This is a genomic window from Delftia sp. ZNC0008 (assembly GCF_000799035.1).
Classification (GTDB): Bacteria; Pseudomonadota; Gammaproteobacteria; order Burkholderiales; family Burkholderiaceae_C; genus Comamonas; species Comamonas tsuruhatensis.
In genome coordinates this window covers 1-19,865 of sequence record NZ_JTKZ01000378.1, presented here as the reverse complement: position 1 = coordinate 19,865, position 19,865 = coordinate 1, and the positions used below count along the sequence as shown (strand labels likewise).

Genomic DNA, 19,865 nt, shown 5'->3' with positions numbered 1-19,865 from the left:
CCGCGTCCATGGCATGCCCCCTCAGAAGCGGTGCAGCACGCCCAGCTGCACGCCCTTGATGGTGCGGCCGTTGACGTCGTCGGCCGATGTGAAGTTGGGCTTCATGCCGCCCGAGGCCGCCAGCCTAAAGCCCGCATTGCGGTCGTTCTTCAACTGCTCGGCCACCGCGTAGAGCATGGTGCGCTTGGACAGGTCGTAGTAGGCCGCGACCGCGCCGCCCGATGCGCCGCGCCCGCTGTCCGAGCCATCCTGTATGCGGCCCCACAGTGCGCCCACGCGCAGCTGCGGCGTCACGCGGTAGTCGGCCGACAGCTGCCAGACGCGGTAGAAGCGGCGCACGTCGGCGTTCGTGCCCGCCACCAACCCGCCCACATTGCCCAGCACCGTGCCCGTGTTGTTGCCCGCCGAGCCCGCCGTGCTGTTGTTGGACCGCACAAAGGCCAGCTGGACCTTGCCCTTGCCGTAGTCGTAGTTGGCGTAGAGGTTGTCGTAGCGGACCGCGTCGGTATAGGCCGCGCTCTGCGGCGCACGCGCATACAGCCCGGCATAGCCGACGCGGTAGGGGCCGTTCAGGTAGTCCAGGCCCAGCTGGTAGATGGCCTGGCGCGCTGGAGCACCGGTCTCGGCCATGGCGTAGTGGGCCTCGAACAGGAAGCCGGCCATGCGCGGCGAGGTGTAGGAGATGTCGTTTTCGAAGCGCGAGGGCACGCCGAAGTTGTTGACCATCGATCCCAAGGTGCGCGAGGTGAAGTCGATGTAGTCGCCGCGCCCGAAGATCACGGTGTTCTGCCGGCCCAGCCGCACCTCGCCCCAGCCGCCGCCCAGGCCCACCCAGCTTTGGCGGTCGAAGCCGCGCGTGCTGTCGGCCTGCGTGCCGTTGTCGGCGTTGATGCCCATCTCCAGCTGGAACTTCGCGTACAGGCCGCCACCCAGGTCTTCCTGACCGCGAAAGCCCAGGCGGCTGCGCAGCAGGGCACCGTCCTCCAGCGTGGTCATGGATGCGCCCGAGCTGCTGCGCATGTGGTTGATGTACTGGTCCACGCTGCCGTAGATGGTGACCGAGGACTGGGCTTGGGCGCCCGCTCCCCAGGCGCCCAGCACGGTGGCCAGGGCCAGGATGCGAAGGGCCCCGCGCTGCGGCACTCGCGGTGTCTGGTGCATTTGCTGTTGCATGTTCTTGTCTCCTTCTCTGTGAAAAATGCTTTTTCGGGCGTGGCTGCGCCCTGCCCCGGACGCATCCAGGGCCGGTTGTCTGTTGGCTGGATCAGTAGGAGATGTGGGCGGTGGCGCGCAGCTCGTCGGGCGTGGCGCTGCCGAAGCCGAAGAATTCCAGGTAGGCGGGAATCATCTCGAACAGCATGTCCGTGCCCACCTGGAAGTCGCAGCCCTTGTCGCGCACGGCGCGCAGCAGCGGCGTGAACTCGGACTTCATCACCACCTCGCCCACAAAGGCGGTGGGTGCGATGCGCTGCACATCGAACGGCAGCGGGTCATCGTCCTTCATGCCCAGCGGCGTGGCGTTGACGACCACGTCAAAGCCCTGCGGGTCCCTGGAGCCCGTGCCCACCTTCATCCTCGGGTAGTAGGCAGCGAGCCGACCGGCCAGGGCCTGCGCGCTCTCGTCCCGCGTGTCGAACAGCATCAGCTCGCCCACGCCGGCCGCCGCCAGCGAGGCGGCAATCGCCGAGCCCACTCCACCCGCCCCGGAAATCAGCACCCGCGCGCCCTGCAACTGCCGCCCCTTGCGCAGCACGCCGCGCACAAAGCCCGCGCCGTCGAACTGGTCGCCCAGCAGCGTGCCGTCCTCGCGCCGCAGCACGGCATTGCAGGCGCCTGCAATGTGCACGGCGGGCGTGACCTCGTGCACCAGGTCCACCACGGACACCTTGTGCGGCATGGTGATCAGCGCGCCGCGCAGGTTGGTGAAACGCATGATGGCGGCAAAGTCGCCGGCGAAATGCGCCGCCTTCACGCCCATGGGCACGACGCAGGCGTCTATGCCCCGGCCGTCGAACCACGGGTTGTAGATCATGGGCGACTTGAAGGTCTCGGTCGGGTCGCCGATGTGGGCGATGAGGGTGGTTTTTCCGGAAATCATTTCCTGGGGCCTTCGGATGCCTTGGGTTGCAGGATTCAGCGGCCGGACTGGGCCAGGGCCTGGTTGCGCAGGCGGTCGTACTCGGCAGCTGCCACGGGCTGCGCACCGGCCTCGCCCAGGTCTTCCATGCGCACGCGGTAGGTCTCGCGGGCGCTCCACGCGGCCAGGGCGGCCACCACGGTGATGCCGAAGGCGATCAGGCCCACGGTCAGCCAGATGTTGTGCGCACCCGGAGGCGCCACGGCCGTGAACAGCGCGGGCAGCATGGCGGTGATGGCCGTGCCCACGTTCTGCGAGATGGCCATGGCCGAGACGCGGGTGCGGGTGGGGAACAGCTCGGGGTAGAAGCTGGGGAACACCGCGTTGTAGCCCTGGTAGACCACGCCCCACATCAGGATGGACATGGCGAAGGCCAGCGGCATGTTGCGTTCGCTGATGGCGTAGAGGTAGCCGATGGCCAGCAGGCCCGACAGCAGCGCGCCGAAGATGATGGGCGGGCGCCGGCCGATGCGGTCGGACAGGTTGCCCACCATGGGGATCACCAGCACCGCGACGATGTTGCCCACCACGGGAATCCACAGGTACATGTCCTTGGCGAAGCCGATGCCGTAGGCGGGCTGCACGGCGTAGGCCGCGCCGAAGATGGTGGCCACCACCGGGATCACGTTCATCAGCGCCATGCAGACCACGCGCAGCATGTCGGGCGAATGGTGGCGGAAGGCCTCGACCACGGGCGAACGCGGACGCGCCTCGCTGCGGCCTGCGGCGGTGAAGGCCGGGGTCTCGTTGACCTCGCGGCGGATGATCCAGCCCGCGATGATGACGACGAAGCTCAGGATGAAGGGAATGCGCCAGCCCCAGCTGTTGAACTGCTCGGGAGGCATGTAGTGCGCCAGCGGCAGGAACACAGCCGCTGCCAGGATCTGGCCGGCCTGCACGCCCTGCAGCGTGAAGCTGGCGAAGAAGCCGCGCCGCCCGAACGGGGCATGCTCCAGGATCATGGAGCTGGCGCCCGAGATCTCGCCGGCCACCGCAAAGCCCTGTATCAGCCGCATCAGCACCAGCAGCGCGGGCGCCCACAGGCCGACCTGGTCATAGGTGGGCAGCAGGCCCACGGCGATGGTGGAAAAGCCCATCAGGAACATGCACCACACCAGCACCTGCTTGCGCCCGTGCGTATCGCCCAGATGGCCCAGCACGAAGGCGCCGATGGGCCGCGCCACATAGCCCACGCCATAGGTGGCCAGCGAGGCGATGATGGCAATCGCCGGATCACCCTGCGGAAAGAAGATCTGCGGAAAGATCAGCGCAGCCGCCGTGGCGTAGATGAAGAAGTCGTAGTACTCCAGGGCCGAGCCTATCCAGCCGCTGGTGGCGGCCTTGCGCGGCTGGTGCCCGGTGGGCTGTGTGTGTATCGGGGTTGCGCTCATGTGTTGTCTCCTCCATGTAGAAAAGGCCCCTGCCCGATGCTTGCGGCCAGGCCGGCGGGATGTAAAAAATGTAGTTCCCGCCTATGGATGCGCCCAAGCCAATTTCGAAAGGCATGTGCGCTGATCGCACGGCGCTGTTCGATAATCGCACGCACCCAGGGTTAATCCGGAAAAATCAAAACCGTCATGACAACACCTTCCACCCTCGCCCAGCGCGACTGGATTGCCGGACTGGAACGCGGCGTATCGATCATCGAAGCCTTTGACGACGCCCACCCGCGCATGACGGCCGCCGAGGCCGGCCAGCGCACGGGCATGGCGCGCACCGCCGCGCGGCGCTACCTGCTGACGCTGCAGCACATGGGCTATGTGGCGGGGGACGGCAAGCTGTTCTGGCTCACGCCGCGCGTACTGCGGCTGGGGCAGTCGTACCTGGAGTCGGCGCGGCTGCCGCGCATCGTCCAGCCGTTCCTGCAGCGCGTGGCCGCCGGCACCCATGAAACCGCCTACCTGGCGGTGCTGGACGACGACGAGGTGGTCTACATCGCGCGCAACGGACCCAACCGCAACATGAACACCGGCTACGTGCTGGGCGCGCGCGTGCCGGCCCAGGTCACGGCGGCCGGCATGCTGATGCTGTCCATGCGCAGCGACGCCGAGCTGGAGCACTGGCTGGACAACCGCGCGCTGACGGTCTTCACCTCGCACACCATCACCTGCCCCGCCGAAATGCGCCGCGAGCTGGCCTTGATCCGCACCCAGGACTGGGCCCTGTGCGAGCAGCAGCTGAACCTGGACTCGCGCGGCATTGCCGTGCCGCTGCGCGACCGCCACGGCGCGCTGGCCGGCGCCCTCAACATCACCATGCCCATGGGCCGCGAAACCGGCAAGGACGCCGTGGCGCGCGTGCTGCCCATGCTGCGCGAGACGGCGCAGGCCATGCGGGATCTGATCTGATGGTGAACGACATGGCCATGGCGCAACTTCCTGACCTGGACATGCATGGCGGCGACGACCATCTGCTGCAGCATCTGCAGGCACTGGAAGTGCAGCTGCACGATCCGCAGGTGCGATCGGACGCAGGCCAGCTGCAGGCGCTGCTGCATGAAGACTTTCTGGAATTCGGCCGATCGGGCGGCGTGCACGACCGGGCCGCCACCGTGGACAGCCTGGCGGACGCCTTGCCAGCACAGGCTCCTGCCCGGCTGGTGTCAGGCGGCTTTGCGCTGGCGCGCCTGGGACCGGACAGCGCGCTGCTGACCTACCGCTCGGCCAGCGTGGCCGAGGATGGAACGGCCGGCCGGCATACGCTGCGCTCTTCGGTCTGGCTGCGCACGGCGCGGGGCTGGCAGATGCGCTTCCACCAGGGCACGCCCACGGCGCCATTCGACCTGGCCGCATCCATGCCATGAGCGGCCTGCGGCGTGTTCAGACGGTCTCGAACGCGTACTTTTCCGTATCCACCTCGCGCTGCGAGGCCACGGCATAGCGGTCGCCCTGGATGCGCTCGGGCTTGAAGAGGTCGTCCAGTTCGGCCAGCAGGGCCGCATCCAGGCGCACGGCGCCGCCGCGCAGGTCTTCGTGCAGGTGGTCCACGCTGGTGGTGCCCGGCAGGGCAATCACATGCTCGCCCTGATGCAGCACCCAGGCGATGGCCAGCTCGGCCAGCGTGCAGTCGGCGCGCTCGGCAATGGACTGCATGGGCGCGAGCAGCTGCAGGTTCTTCGCATAGGCCTCGGGCGCGAAGCGCGGCATGGCGGCGCGGATATCGCCCTTGACCAGGCCCTCGACCTTCTGGAGCTTGCCGGTGAGGAAGGCGCGGCCCAGCGGGCTGAAGGCCACGTAGGCAATGCCCAGTTCCTTGCAGGCCTGCAGCGTGCCCAGCTCGGCATTGCGCGACCACAGCGAATACTCGCTTTGCAGCGCGGCGATGGGGAAGGTGGCATGGGCGCGGCGCAGCGCGTCGGCGCCGATCTCGGACAGGCCCAGGGCGCGCACCTTGCCCTCTTCCACCAGGCGCGACATCTCGCCCACCGATTCCTCGATGGGCACGCGGCGGTCCCAGCGGTGCAGGTAGTAGAGGTCGATGACATCGGTGCCCAGGCGCTGCAGGCTGTCTTCGCAATTGCGGCGCAGGGTCCTGGGGTGGCCATCGATCACGCGGCGCACCACGCCGTCGTCGCCGCGCACGCCAGCCATGCCGCATTTGCTGGCCAGGGTGATGTGGTTGCGGTGGGACTTGAGCACGGGGCCGACCAGGGATTCATTGGCGCCGAAGCCATACAGCGCCGCCGTGTCGAACAGCGTGATACCGGCGTCCAGCGCCGCATGCAGCACGGCCCTGCCCTGCTCGGGCGACGGCGGATGGCCATAGGCGTGGCTGAGGTTCATGCAGCCCAGGCCGACGGCGCTGACGGAGAAGGGACCCAGGTTTCGTGTGGACAGGTTGGTCATGGTGGCTCACAGGGAAAAGAAGAAAGGGAGCGGCCGGCGCTCCCTTGCAGTGCATTCGCACAACGATTTTGCCGTCAAACCGCAGCGCCCCGCACGCCTGTGCGCGCCCAGGCCGGCAGCGGCACGGGCCGGTGCAGCACGTCGTCGTTGAGCCACTGCGCGCTGCGGCGCGCGCGCTCGGCCACGGTGTCCAGCGGCAGTTGCTGGTAGTCGTCGTTGAAGACCTCGAAGCTGTAGTCGCCACGGTAGCCCAAGCGGTCCAGGCGCAGCACCAGGTCGGCCAGGCGCTCGCTGTGCACGCCCTCGCCCGGAAACACGCGGAAGGTGCGCGCCGTGGTCATGCGTTCCTCGAAGGTGGGCGCGTCATGCCACATGAAGTCGGACAGCTGCACCAGGAAGATCTTGTCGCGGTCGATCAGCTCCAGCGCATCCAGCGGCGTCTTGGCGGCCAGGATGTGGAAGGAGTCCAGGCCGATGCCCAGGTTGGACATGTCGGCGCGGCAGACCACGTCCCAGCTGGTGGTGAATTCGTTGACGTTGCGGCCCCAGGACAGGCCCTCGTAGGCGATCTTCACGCCCAGCGGAATGCCGAGCATGGCCAGCTTGCGCAGGTCGCGCGCAATCACGTCGAGGTCGCCCGTGGCATGGCGCGAGGTGGACGAGCAGGCCAGCAGCACGGGGCTGCCGATCTCGGCGCACATCTCCAGCATGGATTTGGCGATGTCCACCTTGTAGTGGTGCAGGTGGTCGGACAGGCCCTCGAAGTCGCGCAGCACCTGAAAGCCCGTGGGCCGCAGGCCGCTGGCGCGCACCGCCGCCGCAGCCGCCTTGACGCCGCCGGGGTGGCCGGCCAGGTCGCGCGCACTGAGCATGACCTGGGTGAAGCCCGCGCGCCGGATGGCGTCGAGCTTGGCCTCCAGCGAGCCATTCAGAGTGATGGTGTCCATGCCATAGCTGTCCAGCAAGCCCATGTTGCCCTCCAGGATCGTTGTGTGTATCGGCGGTTGAATCGGACGGCGGCGCGCCAGGCTTTGCGCTAGGCGTCGCGGTGCACCAGCTCGAACACCACGGTGCCCATGGCGTTGCGCGTGAGCGCGCCGCGGTCATCGGGGTGCAGGCGGCTCGATTCCACGAACTCCACGCCGCGCTGGCGCAGCGCCTGCACGGCGCCAGGCACGTCGGTGGTGCCCAGCCCGATGCGCTGCAGGCGCTCGGGCATGTCGTCCCACTCCAGGCCCGGATCGGGCTCGATGAGCTGCCACAGGAAGCGCTTGCAGGGGCTGCGCATGAGCTTGCCCTTGGGCAGGATGCCGAAGCGCTGCGCGTCGGGCAGCAGGTGGAAGTCGAACATGCGTTCGAAGTAGGTGATCCAGTCGGCGCTGCGGCCACGCCCTATGTACTGGACCACGCCGAAATAGCCCAGGCCGGCCAGCGCCGGTGGATGGGAATCGGCCCCGGCGATGGGCTTGAAATCAATGTCGTAGATGGAGAACTCCTGCCATCGATCGACAAAGTAGAAGCGGCTGCCACCCGGGCCGTGGATGGCCGGGATGTGCAGCTCCATCGCCTGGGCCTGGCTGGGCGCCGCCCAGGCTCCCAGCTCGATGCAGCGCGTATGCGCCTGCAGGGCATCCTGCACGCGCAGCGCCACGGCCGAGATGACGGGCTGCCCGTCCGAGGCGGCATGGGCCAGCACATCGGCGGCGCCCGCATTGACCACCAGGTTCATGTCCCCCTGCCGGTACAGCGTCACCTCGCGCGAGCGGTGCCGCGCCACGGGGCGAAAGCCCAGCCCCTCCAGCACCTGGCCCAGGGCCTGGGGCTGGCTGGTCGTGTACTCGATGAACTCTATGCCGTCGATCCCGAGGCGATTGGACGCCTCGGGCACGTCTTCCCGGCTGCTGGAGGAGGAATCGGTCATTGCGGTACTCCGGGTGGAAACATGATCGTCGTGCCACGCCCAAGTGGCATCGCTCTCCTACGATCAAATACGCGTAAAACTGGCGCGGCCCAACTCAGAGACACCGAGGAAGGGCCGCCCCGCACCGAGGGTGTCGTCCCCCTTTCAGGGGGAAGACGCGAAGCGGCTCAGGGGGTGAGCTGTTTTTCCAGATCGTGCAGGACCTGATAGCAGGGCAGCACCTGGGCCACGCTGGAATTGGGCTCGCGGCCTTCGCGGATGGCGGCGAAGAACTCGCGGTCCTGCAGCTCGATGCCGTTCATGGACACGTCGACCTTGGAAACGTCGATCTTCTCTTCCTTGCCGTTGACGAGGTCGTCATAGCGCGCGATGTAGGTGCCGGTGTCGCCGATGTAGCGGAAGAAGGTGCCCAGCGGGCCGTCGTTGTTGAACGACAGGCTCAGCGTGCAGATGGCGCCATTGGCGGCCTTGAGCTGGATGCTCATGTCCATGGCAATGCCCAGTTCCGGGTGGATGGGGCCTTGCACGGCGTTGGCCTTCACGATGGGGCTGCCGGCCTGGTAGGCGAACAGGTCCACGGTGTGGGCAGCGTGGTGCCACAGCAGGTGGTCGGTCCAGCTGCGGGCCTGGCCCAGCGCGTTCATGTTGGTGCGGCGGAAGAAGTAGGTCTGCACATCCATCTGCTGGATGTTGAACTCGCCGGCCGCGATCTTCTTGTGCACCCACTGGTGGCTGGGGTTGAAGCGGCGCGTATGGCCGCACATGGCCACCAGGCCGGTCTGCTTTTGCAGATCGGCCACGGCCTGCGCGTCCTTGAGGCTGTCGGCCAGCGGGATCTCCACCTGCACATGCTTGCCGGCCTTCAGGCATTCGATGGCCTGGGCGGCGTGCATTTGCGTGGGCGTGCACAGGATGACGGCGTCCACCTCGGGCAGGGCCAGGCTGTCGGCCAGCTCGGTGGTCACATGCTGGATGCCGTACTTGTCGGCCACTTCCTGGGTCTTGGCCAGCTCGCGGCCCACCAGGGAGACGACTTCCACGCCGTCGATGTTCTTGATGCCGTCCAGGTGCTTGATGCCGAAGGCACCGGCGCCCGCCAGGGCGACTTTGATGGTCTTGTTGCTCATATGAGTCTCCGTAGAGCCGCCTCAAGGAGGCGAAGGCCCCCTCGGGGGGCAGTGAATACACGCAGTGATGAACGTGGGGGCCTCAGCCGTTCTCCAGGATGAGATGTCCCACGGCCGTATTGGACGCGGGCACATGGTAGAAGCGGTGGTTGACCTTGGGCAGCGGCGCGGGGCCGTCCACATCGGCCATGGCGCCGCGCGCGATCAGCCACATCACGAGCTCGATGCCTTCGGAGCCAGCCTCGCGCACGTAGTCGATATGCGGCATCTTGGCCAGGCCGGCAGGGTTCTCGATCAGCAGGTCCAGGAAGCGGTTGTCCCACTCCTTGTTGATCAGGCCCGCACGCGCGCCCTGCAGCTGGTGGCTCATGCCGCCCGTGCCCCAGATCTGCACGTTCAGGTCTTCGTCGAAGCTTTCCACGGCGCGGCGGATGGCGCGGCCCAGGTTGAAGCAGCGCTGGCCCGACGGCACGGGGTACTGCACCACGTTGACGGCAAACGGAATCACCGGGCAGGGCCAGGCGCCCGTGCGCGCGTCCTGCTCGCCGCACATCAGCGACAGCGGCACGGTCAGGCCGTGGTCCACGTCCATCTTGTTGACGATGGTCAGGTCGAAGTCCTGCTGGATCACCGACTGCGCAATGTGGCTGGCCAGTTCCGGATGGCCGATGACCTTGGGCACGGGGCGCGGGCCCCAGCCTTCGTCGGCGGGCTGGTATTCAGCGGCCGTGCCGATGGCAAACGTCGGAATGAAGTCCAGGCTGAACGCGGTCGCGTGGTCGTTGTAGACCAGGAAGATCACGTCGGGCTTGTTGTCCTTGAGCCATTGGCGCGAGTGCTCGAAGCCCTTGAACAGCGGCTGCCAATAGGGGTCGCCCACCTTGCCCAGGTCCATGGCCGCGCCGATGGCGGGCACATGCGAGGTGTAGACGGATGCGGTGATGCGCGCCATGTCAGTTGCCTTCCTTGTTGTTCTTGTCCACGCTGCCGGCCTTGCCCTGCGGCTGGCGGTGGGCCTGGGCATCGCCCTCCTCGCCCACGCGGCGGTTGCCTTCGGCCGAACGGCCTCCGCTCACCATCATGTTGCGGTATTCCTCTTCCGACATGCCGGTCATGGAGCCGGCCATTTGCTGGAAGCTCTTGCCATCCGTGGCGCCGATCTTGGCCAGGAAGTAGATGTTGCCGCCCGTGCGCATGCACCAGTTCAGATCGCGGGCCAGGACGGCCTGCTTCTGCTCCTCGCTCATGGCCCATTCGTCCAGGTAGGCACGCTCGTCGGCCTTGAAGCGCTCGCGGTTCTCGGCCTTCATCAGCGACATGCAGAACTGGTTGAGCCAGTAGCCTTTGCGGGACTGCTCGGCATCAAAAATGATGGTGCCGGGCACGTCCAGATAGGGTTTGTCCAATGCCATGGATATCTCCTTGAATATGTCCGGCACCCAGGCCGGACATGGTCGCCATCAGGCTTCTTCGGGCCAGTACAGACGCATGGGGTTGTCGACCAGCAGCTTCTTCTGCAGCTCGGCAGTCGGTGCAATGTGCGGGATGAAATCGACCAGCAGGCCGTCGTCGGGCATGTGGTCCTTCAGATTGGGGTGGGGCCAGTCGGTTCCCCACAGCACGCGGTCGGGGAATTCCTCGACCACGCGGCGGGCGAAGGGCACCACGTCACGGTAGGCATTTTGCTCGCCGTCCAGCGCCTTGGGGCCGGTGACGGACAGGCGCTCTGGGCAGCTGACCTTGCTCCAGACGTTCTGGTGCTCGCGCATGAACTTGAGAAACAGCTCGAACTCGGGCCCGTCCACGGGCTTGCTCACGTCGGGGCGGCCCATGTGGTCCACGACCACGGTGGTGGGCAGGCTGGTGAAGAAATCCCACAGCTCGGGCAGGTCCACGGCCTCGAAGTAGATGACCACATGCCAGCCGAGCTTGGCGATGCGGCCCGCGATCTCCATCAGCTCGTCCTTGGGCGTGAAGTCCACCAGGCGCTTGACGAAGTTGAAGCGCACGCCGCGCACGCCGGCGGCGTGCAGTTCCTGCAGTTCCTCGTCGGTCACGCTGCGGCGCACCGTGGCCACGCCGCGCGCCTTGCCGCCGGCGGCCTTGCAGGCATCGACCATGGCGCGGTTGTCGGCGCCGTGGCAGGTGGCCTGCACGATGACGTTGCGCGCAAAGCCCAGGTGGTCGCGCAGCGCGAACAGCTGCTGCTTGCTGGCATCGCAGGGCGTGTACTTGCGCTCGGGCGCGAACGGGAATTCATCGCCAGGGCCGAAGACGTGGCAATGCGCATCGACGGCGCCTGCGGGCACCCGGAACTTGGGCTTGGAGGGGCCGGCGTACCAGTCCAGCCAGCCGGGGGTCTTTTCAAAAGCGCTCATGTTCCCTCCTTCAATCGATGTAACGAAGGCCGGCCTTTTCGAGCGGCTCGCGCATCTTGTACATGTCCAGGCCCAGCACGCCGGAAGCCAGCTTGGCGCGCTTCTCGCCCTCGAAGCTCTCTCGCTTTTGCGCGGCAGCCAGGGTTTCGGCGGCCTTGGCGGCGGGCACGCAGACCACGCCGTCATCGTCGGCCACGATCACGTCGCCGGGCGTGACCCACATGCCTGCGCAGACCACGGGGATGTTGACCGAGCCCAGCGTGGCCTTGATCGTGCCCTTGGAGGAGATGGCGCGGCTCCACACGGGGAAGTTCATTTCCTGCAGCGTCTTCACGTCGCGCACGCCGGCGTCGATGATCAGCGCACGCGCGCCGCGCGCCTGGAAGCTGGTGGCCAGCAGGTCGCCGAAGTAGCCGTCCGTGCATTCCGAGGTCACGGCCGCGACCACGATGTCGCCGGGCTGGATCTGCTCTGCGGCCACATGCATCATCCAGTTGTCGCCGGGCTGCAGCAGCACGGTGACGGCCGTGCCCGAGACCTGCTGGCCCGCGTAGATGGGACGCATATAGGGCTTGAGCAGGCCCACGCGGCCCATGGCCTCGTGGACGGTGGCCGAGCCCAGGGCGGCCAGGCCGTCGGCGGCCGCGCGGTCGGCGCGCTGGATGTTGCGGTAAACCACACCGAGTTCGTACATGGTGTTCTCCTTGATCTGTGGTGGCGGCCTGCTTACAGGCCCTTTTGCTTGAGGGCGGCGTCCAGGCGCGGGAACACGCGGCGCGCGTTGCCTTCGTAGACCTGGTAGCGCTCTTCTTCGGTGAGGTTGGCCGTGGCCTCGATGTAGCGCTTGGTGTCGTCGTAGTAGTGGCCCGTGGTCGGATCGATGCCGCGCACGGCGCCGATCATCTCGCTGGCGAACAGGATGTTCTTGACCGGGATCACCTTGGTCAGCAGGTCGATGCCCGGCTGGTGGTAGACGCAGGTGTCGAAGAAGATGTTGTTGAGCAGGTGCTCGTCCAGCAGCGGCTTCTTGAGTTCCTGCGCCAGGCCGCGGAAACGGCCCCAGTGGTAGGGCACGGCACCGCCGCCATGGGGGATCAGGAACTTGAGCGTGGGGAAGTCCTTGAACAGGTCGCTGGTCAGGCACTGCATGAAGGCCGTGGTGTCGGCATTCAGATAGTGGGCGCCCGTGGTGTGGAAGCACGCGTTGCAGCTGGTGGAGACGTGGACCATGGCCGGGATGTCGTACTCCACCATCTTTTCGTAGATGGGGTACCAGGAGCGGTCCGACAGCGGGGGCGAGGTCCAGTGGCCGCCTGACGGATCGGGGTTCAGGTTGATGCCCACGTTGCCGTACTGCTCCACGCACTTGACCAGCTCGGGAATGCAGGTCTTGGGGTCCACCCCGGGCGACTGCGGCAGCATGGCGGCCGGGATGAAGTGATCGGGGAACAGCTGGCTGACGCGGTAGCACAGCTCGTTGCAGATGGCGGCCCAGGTGCTCGATGTCTCGAAGTCGCCGATGTGGTGCGCCATGAAGCTGGCGCGCGGGCTGAAGATGGTGAGATCGGAGCCGCGCTGCTTCATCAGCTTGAGCTGGTTGGTCTCGATGGTCTCGCGGATCTCGTCGTCGCTGATCTTCAGCTCGCTGGCCCGCGGGGCCTTGGACGGGTCCTTGAGTCCCGCGATCTGCAGGTCGCGCCAGGCGCCCAGGGCCGCGGGCGCGGTGGTGTAGTGGCCGTGTACGTCGATGATCATCGGAGGGTCTCCTGCGTCTTTATGGGGTGGGAATGTGTCAATGAAGGGGCGTGGCAGGCACCGCGCCGCCCTGCGGCTCGGGACTGCTGTACTGCTTGATGATGAGGGCGGCCATGGCGATCACGCCAGGAATGGCCACCACGGCAAAGATCTCGCTGAAGGCCATGTGGCGCGCCGACAGCTCGGCCACCAGGAAGGAGCCCGCGATGCCGCCGAAGCGCCCGATGCCCAGCATCCAGGCCACGCCCGTGGCGCGGCCGCGTGTCGGATAGAAGGCGGCGGCCAGCGCCGGCATGGACGACTGGGCGGTGTTCATGATGGTGCCGGCCAGGAAGACGGCCACCACCAGCCAGCCCAGGTGGCCGGCCGTCTGGCCTATCCACCAGATGGAGGCCGCCGTCAGCGCATAGCCGATGGCGATGATGCGGTTGGCATTGAAGCGGTCCATGAGCCAGCCGAACAGCACGGCGCCCACGCCGCCCAGCGGGAACAGCGCCGCCACCAGGGTGCCGGTCTTGGGGTCCAGGCCCGCTTCCTTGAACAGCACGGGCATCCAGTTCATCAGCGCGTAGAAGATGACCAGGCCCATGAAGTAGGCGATCCACAGCATCACCGAGCCCACGCGGTACTGGCGCGAGAGCACCACGCCCATGCCGCTGCCGGCCTGGGCCTCGGGCCTGGCCTCGGTCAGCACGAAACGCTGCACGCCCTGCACGGCATCACCGGCAATGCGCGCCAGAACCTTGCGGATGCGATCGGCCGGGTAGTTGTTGGCCACCATGTGGCGCACCGACTCCGGCAGCAGCACGACCAGGGCCACCAGCAGCAGCAGCGGCGCGGCACCGCCCAGGATGAGCACGCTGCGCCAGCCGAAATGCGGGATCATCCAGGCCGCCAGAAAGCCACCGAAGGCCGCGCCCAGCGGAAATCCGCAAAACATGGCGTTGGTCAGCGTGGCACGGCGCGAATCAGGGCAGTACTCGCTCATCAGCGTGACGGCATTGGGCATGGCGGCGCCCAGGCCCAGGCCGGTGACGAAGCGCAGCACGGCCAGGGTCCAGATGTCGGGGGAAAAGCCGGAACCCAGGCAGGCCACGGCAAACACCGCGACCGAGCCCACGAGCACGGTCTTGCGGCCCAGGCGGTCGGCCAGCGGGCCCGAGAAGATCGCGCCTGCGGCCAGGCCGAACAGCGCAGCGCTGAGCACGGGCGCCAGCGCGGGCTTGCTCACGCCCCACTCGGTGATCAGCGAGGGCGCGATATAGCCGATGGCCGCCGTATCAAAGCCATCGAGCAGAACGATCAGGAAACACAGCGCAAAGATCACCCACTGGAATCCCGAGAACGGGTGCTCGTTGAGCAGGGTCTGCACATTGACGCCGGTTGCTGCGGCGTCCTTCTGGACGGATGTCATGACTTGTCTCTTCCACTGTCTCTCAGCCTGGCGGATACCGCATCTGCGCGCGCGGCCCGCCCCTTGCACCGCAGGGGCCGGCAAGCCCCTGCGCTGTTTCTTCAGTCCTGCCTGCGGCCGTCCCAGACCGAGCGCGGCACCATGACCTCGCCACGCATCAGCAGGCGCGCCGTGCGCAGCAGGGCCGCCTTGGTCACTACGTCGGGATGGGCCGGGTCGCTGTCCAGCGTGACGCTGAACTCGCCCGTGGGATGCTCCACCGAGACGGTGAGCGGACCCGTGCCCTGCTGCAGCTGTGCCACGCCCTCGCACACGGTGCCCGGCATCTTCACCGCCGTGCCCACGGTGACGGCCGCCAGCACGCCGATGGCGTCATGGCAGACATGGGGGATGAAGCTGCGCGTGGTCAGCGCGCCGCCATGCTGGGGCGGCGCGATCAGGGTCATCTTGGGATAGTTCTTGGCCGAGACATCGCCCAGGCCCATGGTCTGCGAGATCTGCAGGCGCAGCGCCTCGATGCGGCGCTTGAGGTCGGTGTCGGCGTTGAGCTCGGCCACGGTCTCCAGGCCGGTGGCGCCCACGTCGGCGGCCTTGAAGATCACCAGCGGCATGCCGTTGTCTATGCAGGTGACGTCAAGCGTGAAATCTTCGAACCCCTCGCCCGTCACCGTGACCGTGTCCCGGGGCTTGCCCGTGGGCAGCAGGCCCGAGCAGACCGAGCCGGCCGTGTCCAGGAAACTGATTTCGATGGGTGCCGAGCTGCCGGGCGCGCCGTCGATGCGGGCCGAGCCTTCGTACTCCACCTGGCCGCCGGGCGTCTGCACCGTGATGTCGGCCGCCATGCCGGTGTTCAGCGTCAGCACGCGGAAGGTGCTGGTCTCGCCACGCGGCTGCACCATGCCGGTCTCCAGCGCAAAGGGAACCACGCCGGCCAGCATGTTGCCGCAGTTGGGCGTGGTGTCCACCGTGTCCTTGTCGGGCTGCAGCTGGGCGAAGAGGAATTCGAGGTCGATGCCTTCCTTGTCGGAGAGGCTGACGATGCCGACCTTGCTGGTCAGCGGATGCGCGCCACCCACGCCGTCGATCTGCCGCTTGTCGGGCGAGCCCATGGCCGCGAGCAGCACGCGGTCACGCGTGGGCAGGTCGGAGGGAAGATCGGTGGCCCGGAAGAAGGGGCCCTTGGAAGTACCGCCCCGCATCAGCAGGCAGGGAATGGCCGTTTGCATGGCTGTCTCTATCAGTATGGGTATGACAGCTATTGTGAGCATGGCGCGGGTCAGGCACTACTGAGCAAGCCCGCTAGCAGCTATAGCAAACCGGCATAGCTCAGTGCCAGGCTTGCGCTGCGGGTTGCGGCGCCCGTGCGCCGCAACTGCTTGATACAACTTATTTTTGTGCGGTGCTGCTCAATCGCGGCCATGGCCTCGGCCGCGATCATGGCCATGCCCGGGGCCACGGTGGTCATCACCACGCCCGCCATGGCGATCGTGGCGGTCGTCACGGTCCCAGCGGCGGTCATCGCGGCGGTGCTCCCATTCGCGGTGGCGGCGCTCCTCGCGCCAGCGAGGATCGTGGCGCGGCGGCCCGGCGCGCCAGTGCGGCGGCGGATTGCGCAGGAAGTACACCGGGCGGCCGCAGGCACCGTAGCGTGCGCAGTGCTTGCCCCAGTGCTTGGCATGGCCGGGCGGCACCCACATGTAGACCGGCGGCGGGGCCATGGGCGCCGGCGCGATGATGACGGGCCGCTGGTACAGCAGCGGCGGAGGCGGGGCATTGCCTATGTCCACGGTGCCGTAGACACCCGGAGCCAGCTGGCCCGAGACCGAGCCGCTGATATAGGTCTGCGCCTGGGCCGCAAGGGCCGAGCAGGCCAGCGCAAGGGCGGCCGCGGCGCGCAAGGTGGATCGCAAGGTAAGCATGGCCATGTTCTTTTGAAGGGGTGAAACAGGAAAGGCCCCGTTTCTACCAAGCGCCTGGGGCCGCATGGGCCGTTGCGCCTGAAAAGGTGTAAGAACCCGTTCAAGCCAGCGCCCGTTCCTGCTCAACGCGCCAAGGCTGCCCGCGGTGTACAGCAAACCGCAATGGTCCGCTTTCTGGCCTGCACGCGCTCAGTCCAGCTTGAGCCGCGAATCCTTCACCACCTTCTGCCATTTGGCGATCTCGGCGCGGCGGAATGTCTCCAGCTCGGCCGGCGTGGAGCCTATGGGCTCGGCACCTATGCCAGCGAGCCGCTCCACGATGGCGGGTTCGCGCAGCACCTTGGCCAGCACCGTGGACAGCCGGTTCACGATGGCGGGCGGCGTGCCGGCCGGCGCAAAGATGGCGTTCCACTCGTAGGTCTCGTAGCTGGGCACGCCCGACTCGGCAATGGTCGGCAGCTCGGGGGCGGCCTTGGAGCGCTCCAGCCCGCCCACGGCCACCGCGCGCAGCTTGCCGGTCTTCACGTGCTGCCAGGCCGAGCCCATGCTGGCAAACATCAGCGGCACCTGGCCCGACATCACGTCCATCATGGCCGGGCCGCCGCCCTTGTAGGCCACATGGTGCAGCTGCGTCCTGGCCAGCAGGTTGAACAGCTCGCCCGCCAGGTGCTGGGCCGAGCCCGGGCCTGCCGACGCAAAGTACAGATGCCCGCCCGCTTCGGAGCGGCCGGCCTGGATCAGGTCCTGCACGCTCTTGATGGGGGACGAAGGCGCCACCACCAGCACATTGGGCACGCGCAGCAGCAGCGAGACCGGCGCGAAGGCCTTGAGCGTATCGAACTGCATGCGCGCGTGGATGGCGGGATTCTGCGCGTGGTTGGAGGCATCGAGCATCAGCGTGTAGCCGTCGGGCTGGGCCTTGGCCACCTGGGCGCCGCCGATCATGCCGCCTGCCCCGCCCCGGTTCTCGATCACCACGGGCTGGCCCAGCTCGGCAGACAGACGGGGGCCGATCAGGCGCGCCACCACATCGACGGTGCCGCCCGGCGGATAGGTCACGACCAGGGTGACGGGGCGCTCGGGGTAGTTGGCCGCTGCAGCCGCAGCGGCTGGCGCGGCCATGCCGGCAACGGCCGAGATCAGGCCTGCGGCCGCCCACAGGCCGGCGGTGCGTCTGGACAGGGATTTCATGGTGTGTCTCCTTGGGTTTGAATCGGGCTCGGAAATCGGAACAGCTCGACGGCGCTGCGGCCCAGCACGGCCTGCAGCGAGGCGGCATCGTCCAGCGGGTCCAGCCAGTCGTGCATCCAGCGCACGGCCGCCGGATAGCTGGCCTGGCCCGCGTGCTGGGTGTGCGGCCAGTCGCTGCCCCAGAGCAATCGCTCGGCCGCAAAGGCCTGCAGCAACTGCGCGGTGGCCTGCCGCCCCGAGGCGGCGCAGTCGGCGGCGGGCCAGATGCGGTAGGGCGCGGACAGCTTGACCCACACACGGCCGCTGCCGGCCTGTTGCAGCAGATAGCCAAAGCCAGGGTCGCGCACGCCCAGGGCCGGGTCAGGACGCCCGAAGTGATCGACCACCACGCGGCAGCCGGCCGCCAGCAGGGTGGGCAGCAGGTCAGTCAAGCGCCCGGCCTGCAGGTGCAGCTCCACATGCCAGCCCAGGGTGTTGGCCTGCTCCAGCACGCGGCGCCAACCGGGGGCATTCAGATCAGGCAAAGGCAGGCCGATCAGGTTCAGGCGCATGCCCACCACGCCGGCATCGGCCAGGGCCTGCAGGTGGTCCTCGCCCGTGTTGTCATCGACCACGGCCACGCCGCGCAGGCGCTGCGGCCGGGCGCGCAGGGCCTGGAGCATGTAGCGGTTGTCCGTGCCCAGGAAGCTGGGCTGCACGAGCACGCCATAGGCCAGGCCGTGCGTGTCCAGGTGCTGCAGATACGTGGCCAGGGCCGCATCTGCGTCGGGCGCGTAGCGGCGCACATCGGGCATGGGCAGGCCGCGCTCGAAGACATGGGCATGGGTATCGACGCTGGACGCAATGGCGAACCTGGGCAGGGCAGACACGGGGAAAAACTCCTTGCGGGTGGCGCGGCACAGGATGCGGCGCAGGGGGTATGCGGCCGGATTCTAGGAACGAGGGATATATATTTCCATTCTTCAAAATGGATTTATTCATACTGGATCGATATGGAAACCCGGCATCTGCGCTACTTTCTGGCGGTGGTGGACCAGGGCAGCGTCAGCCGCGCAGCCGACTGGCTGGGCATTGCCCAGCCCGCGCTGAGCCAGACCCTGGCCCGCATGGAGAAAGACCTGGGCGTGCAGCTGTTCCAGCGCTCGCGCCAGGGCGCCCTGCCCACGCCGGCCGCCCTGGCCATGCTGGATGACGTGCGCACCAGCGTGGCCCGCATAGATGCCGCCGCCAGCCGCGCGCGCGAGATCGCCAGGGGCAGTGCAGGCCAGCTCACCGTGGGCCTGGTGTCTTCGGCGCTGTTCGGCACCCTGCCCCGCGCCCTGCGCGCGCTGCGGCAGCAGGCGCCCGGCGTGCGCGTCATCCTGCGCGAGATGAGCAATGCCGAGCAGGCCGAGGCTCTGCAGACCGGCGCCATCGACATCGGCCTCATGCACACACCCGTGGCCGTGGGCGGGCGCATGCGCGAGCGCCAGCTGCTGCGCGAGCGTCTGGTGGCCGCCGTGCCCGACGAATTCCAGATCGGCGAGGACGGCCAGGTCAGCCTGGCGCAGATCGCCGAGGCCGGGCTGGTCATGTACCCGCAGGCCCAGCTGCCCGTGCTGCATGCCGGCATCCTCGACGCGCTGCGCAAGGCAGGCCACGAAGCCCATGTGGCGCAGGAGGCCAACCGGACCCTCACCGTGCTGGCCTGCGTGGCCGGCGGCTGCGGCGTGGCACTGCTGCCCAGCTGGATACGCTCCATGGACTTTCGCGGCGTGCGATTTTGCGAAGTGCGCGATGGCCGGTCCCTGCCCAGCCTGGACCTCAGCGCCATCTGGCCCGCACGCTCCACGCCCACGCTGGCCGACCTGTTCGCACACCTGGACCTGGGCAAAGACTGAGTGCGGCCCGCATTGGCGCCGCACCGGTGCAAGAAACGGGATGCGCCCGCGCCTGCGCCGCACTACAAACCGCTTTCCCTCATTCACGGAAAGAAAAGGTGCCAGATGCAGCCATCGTCACAGCAACTCCAAGGAAAAGTCGCCCTCATCACGGGCGCCAGCTCAGGCATAGGCCGCGAAGCCGCCACGCTGTTCGCACGCCACGGCGCCAAGCTGGTGCTCACGGCCCGCCGCCAGCCGGAACTGCAGGCCCTGGTGGCGGAGATAGAGCAGGACGGCGGCCAGGCCATCGCGCTGG

The 19,865-nt window shown here is 67.6% G+C and carries 21 protein-coding genes; 4 read left to right on the top strand and 17 right to left on the bottom strand.

Features of this window, described 5'->3' with window-relative positions:
• Window positions 1-21: 21 nt before the first annotated feature.
• From L995_RS12540 to L995_RS12530, 3 genes are all read right to left on the bottom strand, one after another.
• Complete coding sequence (locus L995_RS12540; protein ID WP_047472067.1) at window positions 22-1,173, bottom strand: porin; 1,152 nt, start codon at window positions 1,171-1,173, stop codon at window positions 22-24.
• A gap of 91 nt (window positions 1,174-1,264) precedes the next feature.
• Window positions 1,265-2,098, bottom strand: a complete 834-nt coding sequence (locus L995_RS12535) for a shikimate dehydrogenase family protein (protein WP_047472065.1) — start codon at window positions 2,096-2,098, stop codon at window positions 1,265-1,267.
• 35 nt (window positions 2,099-2,133) lie between these two features.
• Window positions 2,134-3,528, bottom strand: coding sequence for an MFS transporter (locus tag L995_RS12530; protein ID WP_016450424.1), 1,395 nt, complete (start codon window positions 3,526-3,528; stop codon window positions 2,134-2,136).
• Between the two features lie 186 nt (window positions 3,529-3,714).
• On the opposite strand from L995_RS12530, the gene L995_RS12525 reads away from it, so the two are divergent.
• Both L995_RS12525 and L995_RS12520 read left to right on the top strand, forming a co-directional pair.
• Complete coding sequence (locus L995_RS12525) at window positions 3,715-4,485, top strand: IclR family transcriptional regulator domain-containing protein (RefSeq protein ID WP_047472064.1); 771 nt, start codon at window positions 3,715-3,717, stop codon at window positions 4,483-4,485.
• A 17-nt stretch (window positions 4,486-4,502) separates the two neighbouring features.
• A complete protein-coding gene (locus tag L995_RS12520; protein WP_231574418.1) occupies window positions 4,503-4,940 on the top strand; it encodes a nuclear transport factor 2 family protein in 438 nt (145 codons plus the stop codon).
• Between the two features lie 16 nt (window positions 4,941-4,956).
• Here the strand turns inward: L995_RS12520 and L995_RS12515 are convergent, their stop codons facing one another.
• From L995_RS12515 to L995_RS12450, 14 genes are all read right to left on the bottom strand, one after another.
• Window positions 4,957-5,982 (bottom strand): aldo/keto reductase, encoded by a 1,026-nt coding sequence (locus L995_RS12515; RefSeq protein WP_047472062.1) that lies wholly within the window; start codon window positions 5,980-5,982, stop codon window positions 4,957-4,959.
• Window positions 5,983-6,056: 74 nt separating this feature from the next.
• Window positions 6,057-6,953, bottom strand: a complete 897-nt coding sequence (locus L995_RS12510) for a sugar phosphate isomerase/epimerase family protein (protein ID WP_047472060.1) — start codon at window positions 6,951-6,953, stop codon at window positions 6,057-6,059.
• 65 nt (window positions 6,954-7,018) lie between these two features.
• Window positions 7,019-7,903, bottom strand: coding sequence for a 4-hydroxyphenylpyruvate dioxygenase (locus tag L995_RS12505; protein WP_047472059.1), 885 nt, complete (start codon window positions 7,901-7,903; stop codon window positions 7,019-7,021).
• A gap of 167 nt (window positions 7,904-8,070) precedes the next feature.
• On the bottom strand, window positions 8,071-9,030 hold the full coding sequence (locus L995_RS12500; protein ID WP_016450429.1) for a Gfo/Idh/MocA family oxidoreductase: 960 nt from the start codon (window positions 9,028-9,030) through the stop codon (window positions 8,071-8,073).
• A gap of 82 nt (window positions 9,031-9,112) precedes the next feature.
• Window positions 9,113-9,982, bottom strand: a complete 870-nt coding sequence (locus L995_RS12495; protein ID WP_047472058.1) for a class III extradiol dioxygenase subunit beta — start codon at window positions 9,980-9,982, stop codon at window positions 9,113-9,115.
• Between the two features lies 1 nt (window position 9,983).
• Window positions 9,984-10,442: a protocatechuate 4,5-dioxygenase subunit alpha gene (ligA, locus tag L995_RS12490; protein ID WP_016450431.1), complete on the bottom strand. Its 459-nt coding sequence runs from the start codon at window positions 10,440-10,442 to the stop codon at window positions 9,984-9,986.
• 48 nt (window positions 10,443-10,490) lie between these two features.
• Window positions 10,491-11,408, bottom strand: coding sequence for an amidohydrolase family protein (locus tag L995_RS12485; protein ID WP_047472056.1), 918 nt, complete (start codon window positions 11,406-11,408; stop codon window positions 10,491-10,493).
• Between the two features lie 10 nt (window positions 11,409-11,418).
• On the bottom strand, window positions 11,419-12,102 hold the full coding sequence (gene ligK / locus L995_RS12480) for a 4-carboxy-4-hydroxy-2-oxoadipate aldolase/oxaloacetate decarboxylase (protein ID WP_012206250.1): 684 nt from the start codon (window positions 12,100-12,102) through the stop codon (window positions 11,419-11,421).
• Between the two features lie 32 nt (window positions 12,103-12,134).
• On the bottom strand, window positions 12,135-13,163 hold the full coding sequence (locus L995_RS12475; RefSeq protein WP_016454681.1) for an amidohydrolase family protein: 1,029 nt from the start codon (window positions 13,161-13,163) through the stop codon (window positions 12,135-12,137).
• Between the two features lie 37 nt (window positions 13,164-13,200).
• Window positions 13,201-14,577 (bottom strand): MFS transporter, encoded by a 1,377-nt coding sequence (locus L995_RS12470; RefSeq protein WP_016454680.1) that lies wholly within the window; start codon window positions 14,575-14,577, stop codon window positions 13,201-13,203.
• Between the two features lie 101 nt (window positions 14,578-14,678).
• Complete coding sequence (locus L995_RS12465) at window positions 14,679-15,803, bottom strand: 4-oxalomesaconate tautomerase (RefSeq protein ID WP_047472054.1); 1,125 nt, start codon at window positions 15,801-15,803, stop codon at window positions 14,679-14,681.
• 180 nt (window positions 15,804-15,983) lie between these two features.
• The gene (locus L995_RS12460; RefSeq protein ID WP_047472053.1) at window positions 15,984-16,502 is read right to left on the bottom strand and encodes a hypothetical protein; all 519 of its coding nucleotides are present in this window, start codon (window positions 16,500-16,502) and stop codon (window positions 15,984-15,986) included.
• A gap of 183 nt (window positions 16,503-16,685) precedes the next feature.
• On the bottom strand, window positions 16,686-17,687 hold the full coding sequence (locus L995_RS12455) for a tripartite tricarboxylate transporter substrate binding protein (protein WP_047472052.1): 1,002 nt from the start codon (window positions 17,685-17,687) through the stop codon (window positions 16,686-16,688).
• Window positions 17,684-18,556 carry an amidohydrolase family protein gene (locus tag L995_RS12450; RefSeq protein WP_047472051.1) on the bottom strand — a complete coding sequence of 291 codons (873 nt, stop codon included), beginning with the start codon at window positions 18,554-18,556 and terminating at the stop codon, window positions 17,684-17,686. Before L995_RS12450 ends, L995_RS12455 begins: the two co-directional genes overlap by 4 nt.
• A gap of 123 nt (window positions 18,557-18,679) precedes the next feature.
• Here L995_RS12450 and L995_RS12445 point away from each other — a divergent pair, with 123 nt between their 5' ends.
• Together L995_RS12445 and L995_RS12440 are read left to right on the top strand one after the other, a co-directional pair.
• Entirely contained in the window at window positions 18,680-19,567 is an 888-nt protein-coding gene (locus L995_RS12445; protein ID WP_016450439.1) for a LysR family transcriptional regulator, read from the top strand.
• Between the two features lie 105 nt (window positions 19,568-19,672).
• The coding region (locus tag L995_RS12440) for an SDR family NAD(P)-dependent oxidoreductase (RefSeq protein ID WP_047472050.1) at window positions 19,673-19,865 on the top strand (193 nt) is incomplete at its 3' end.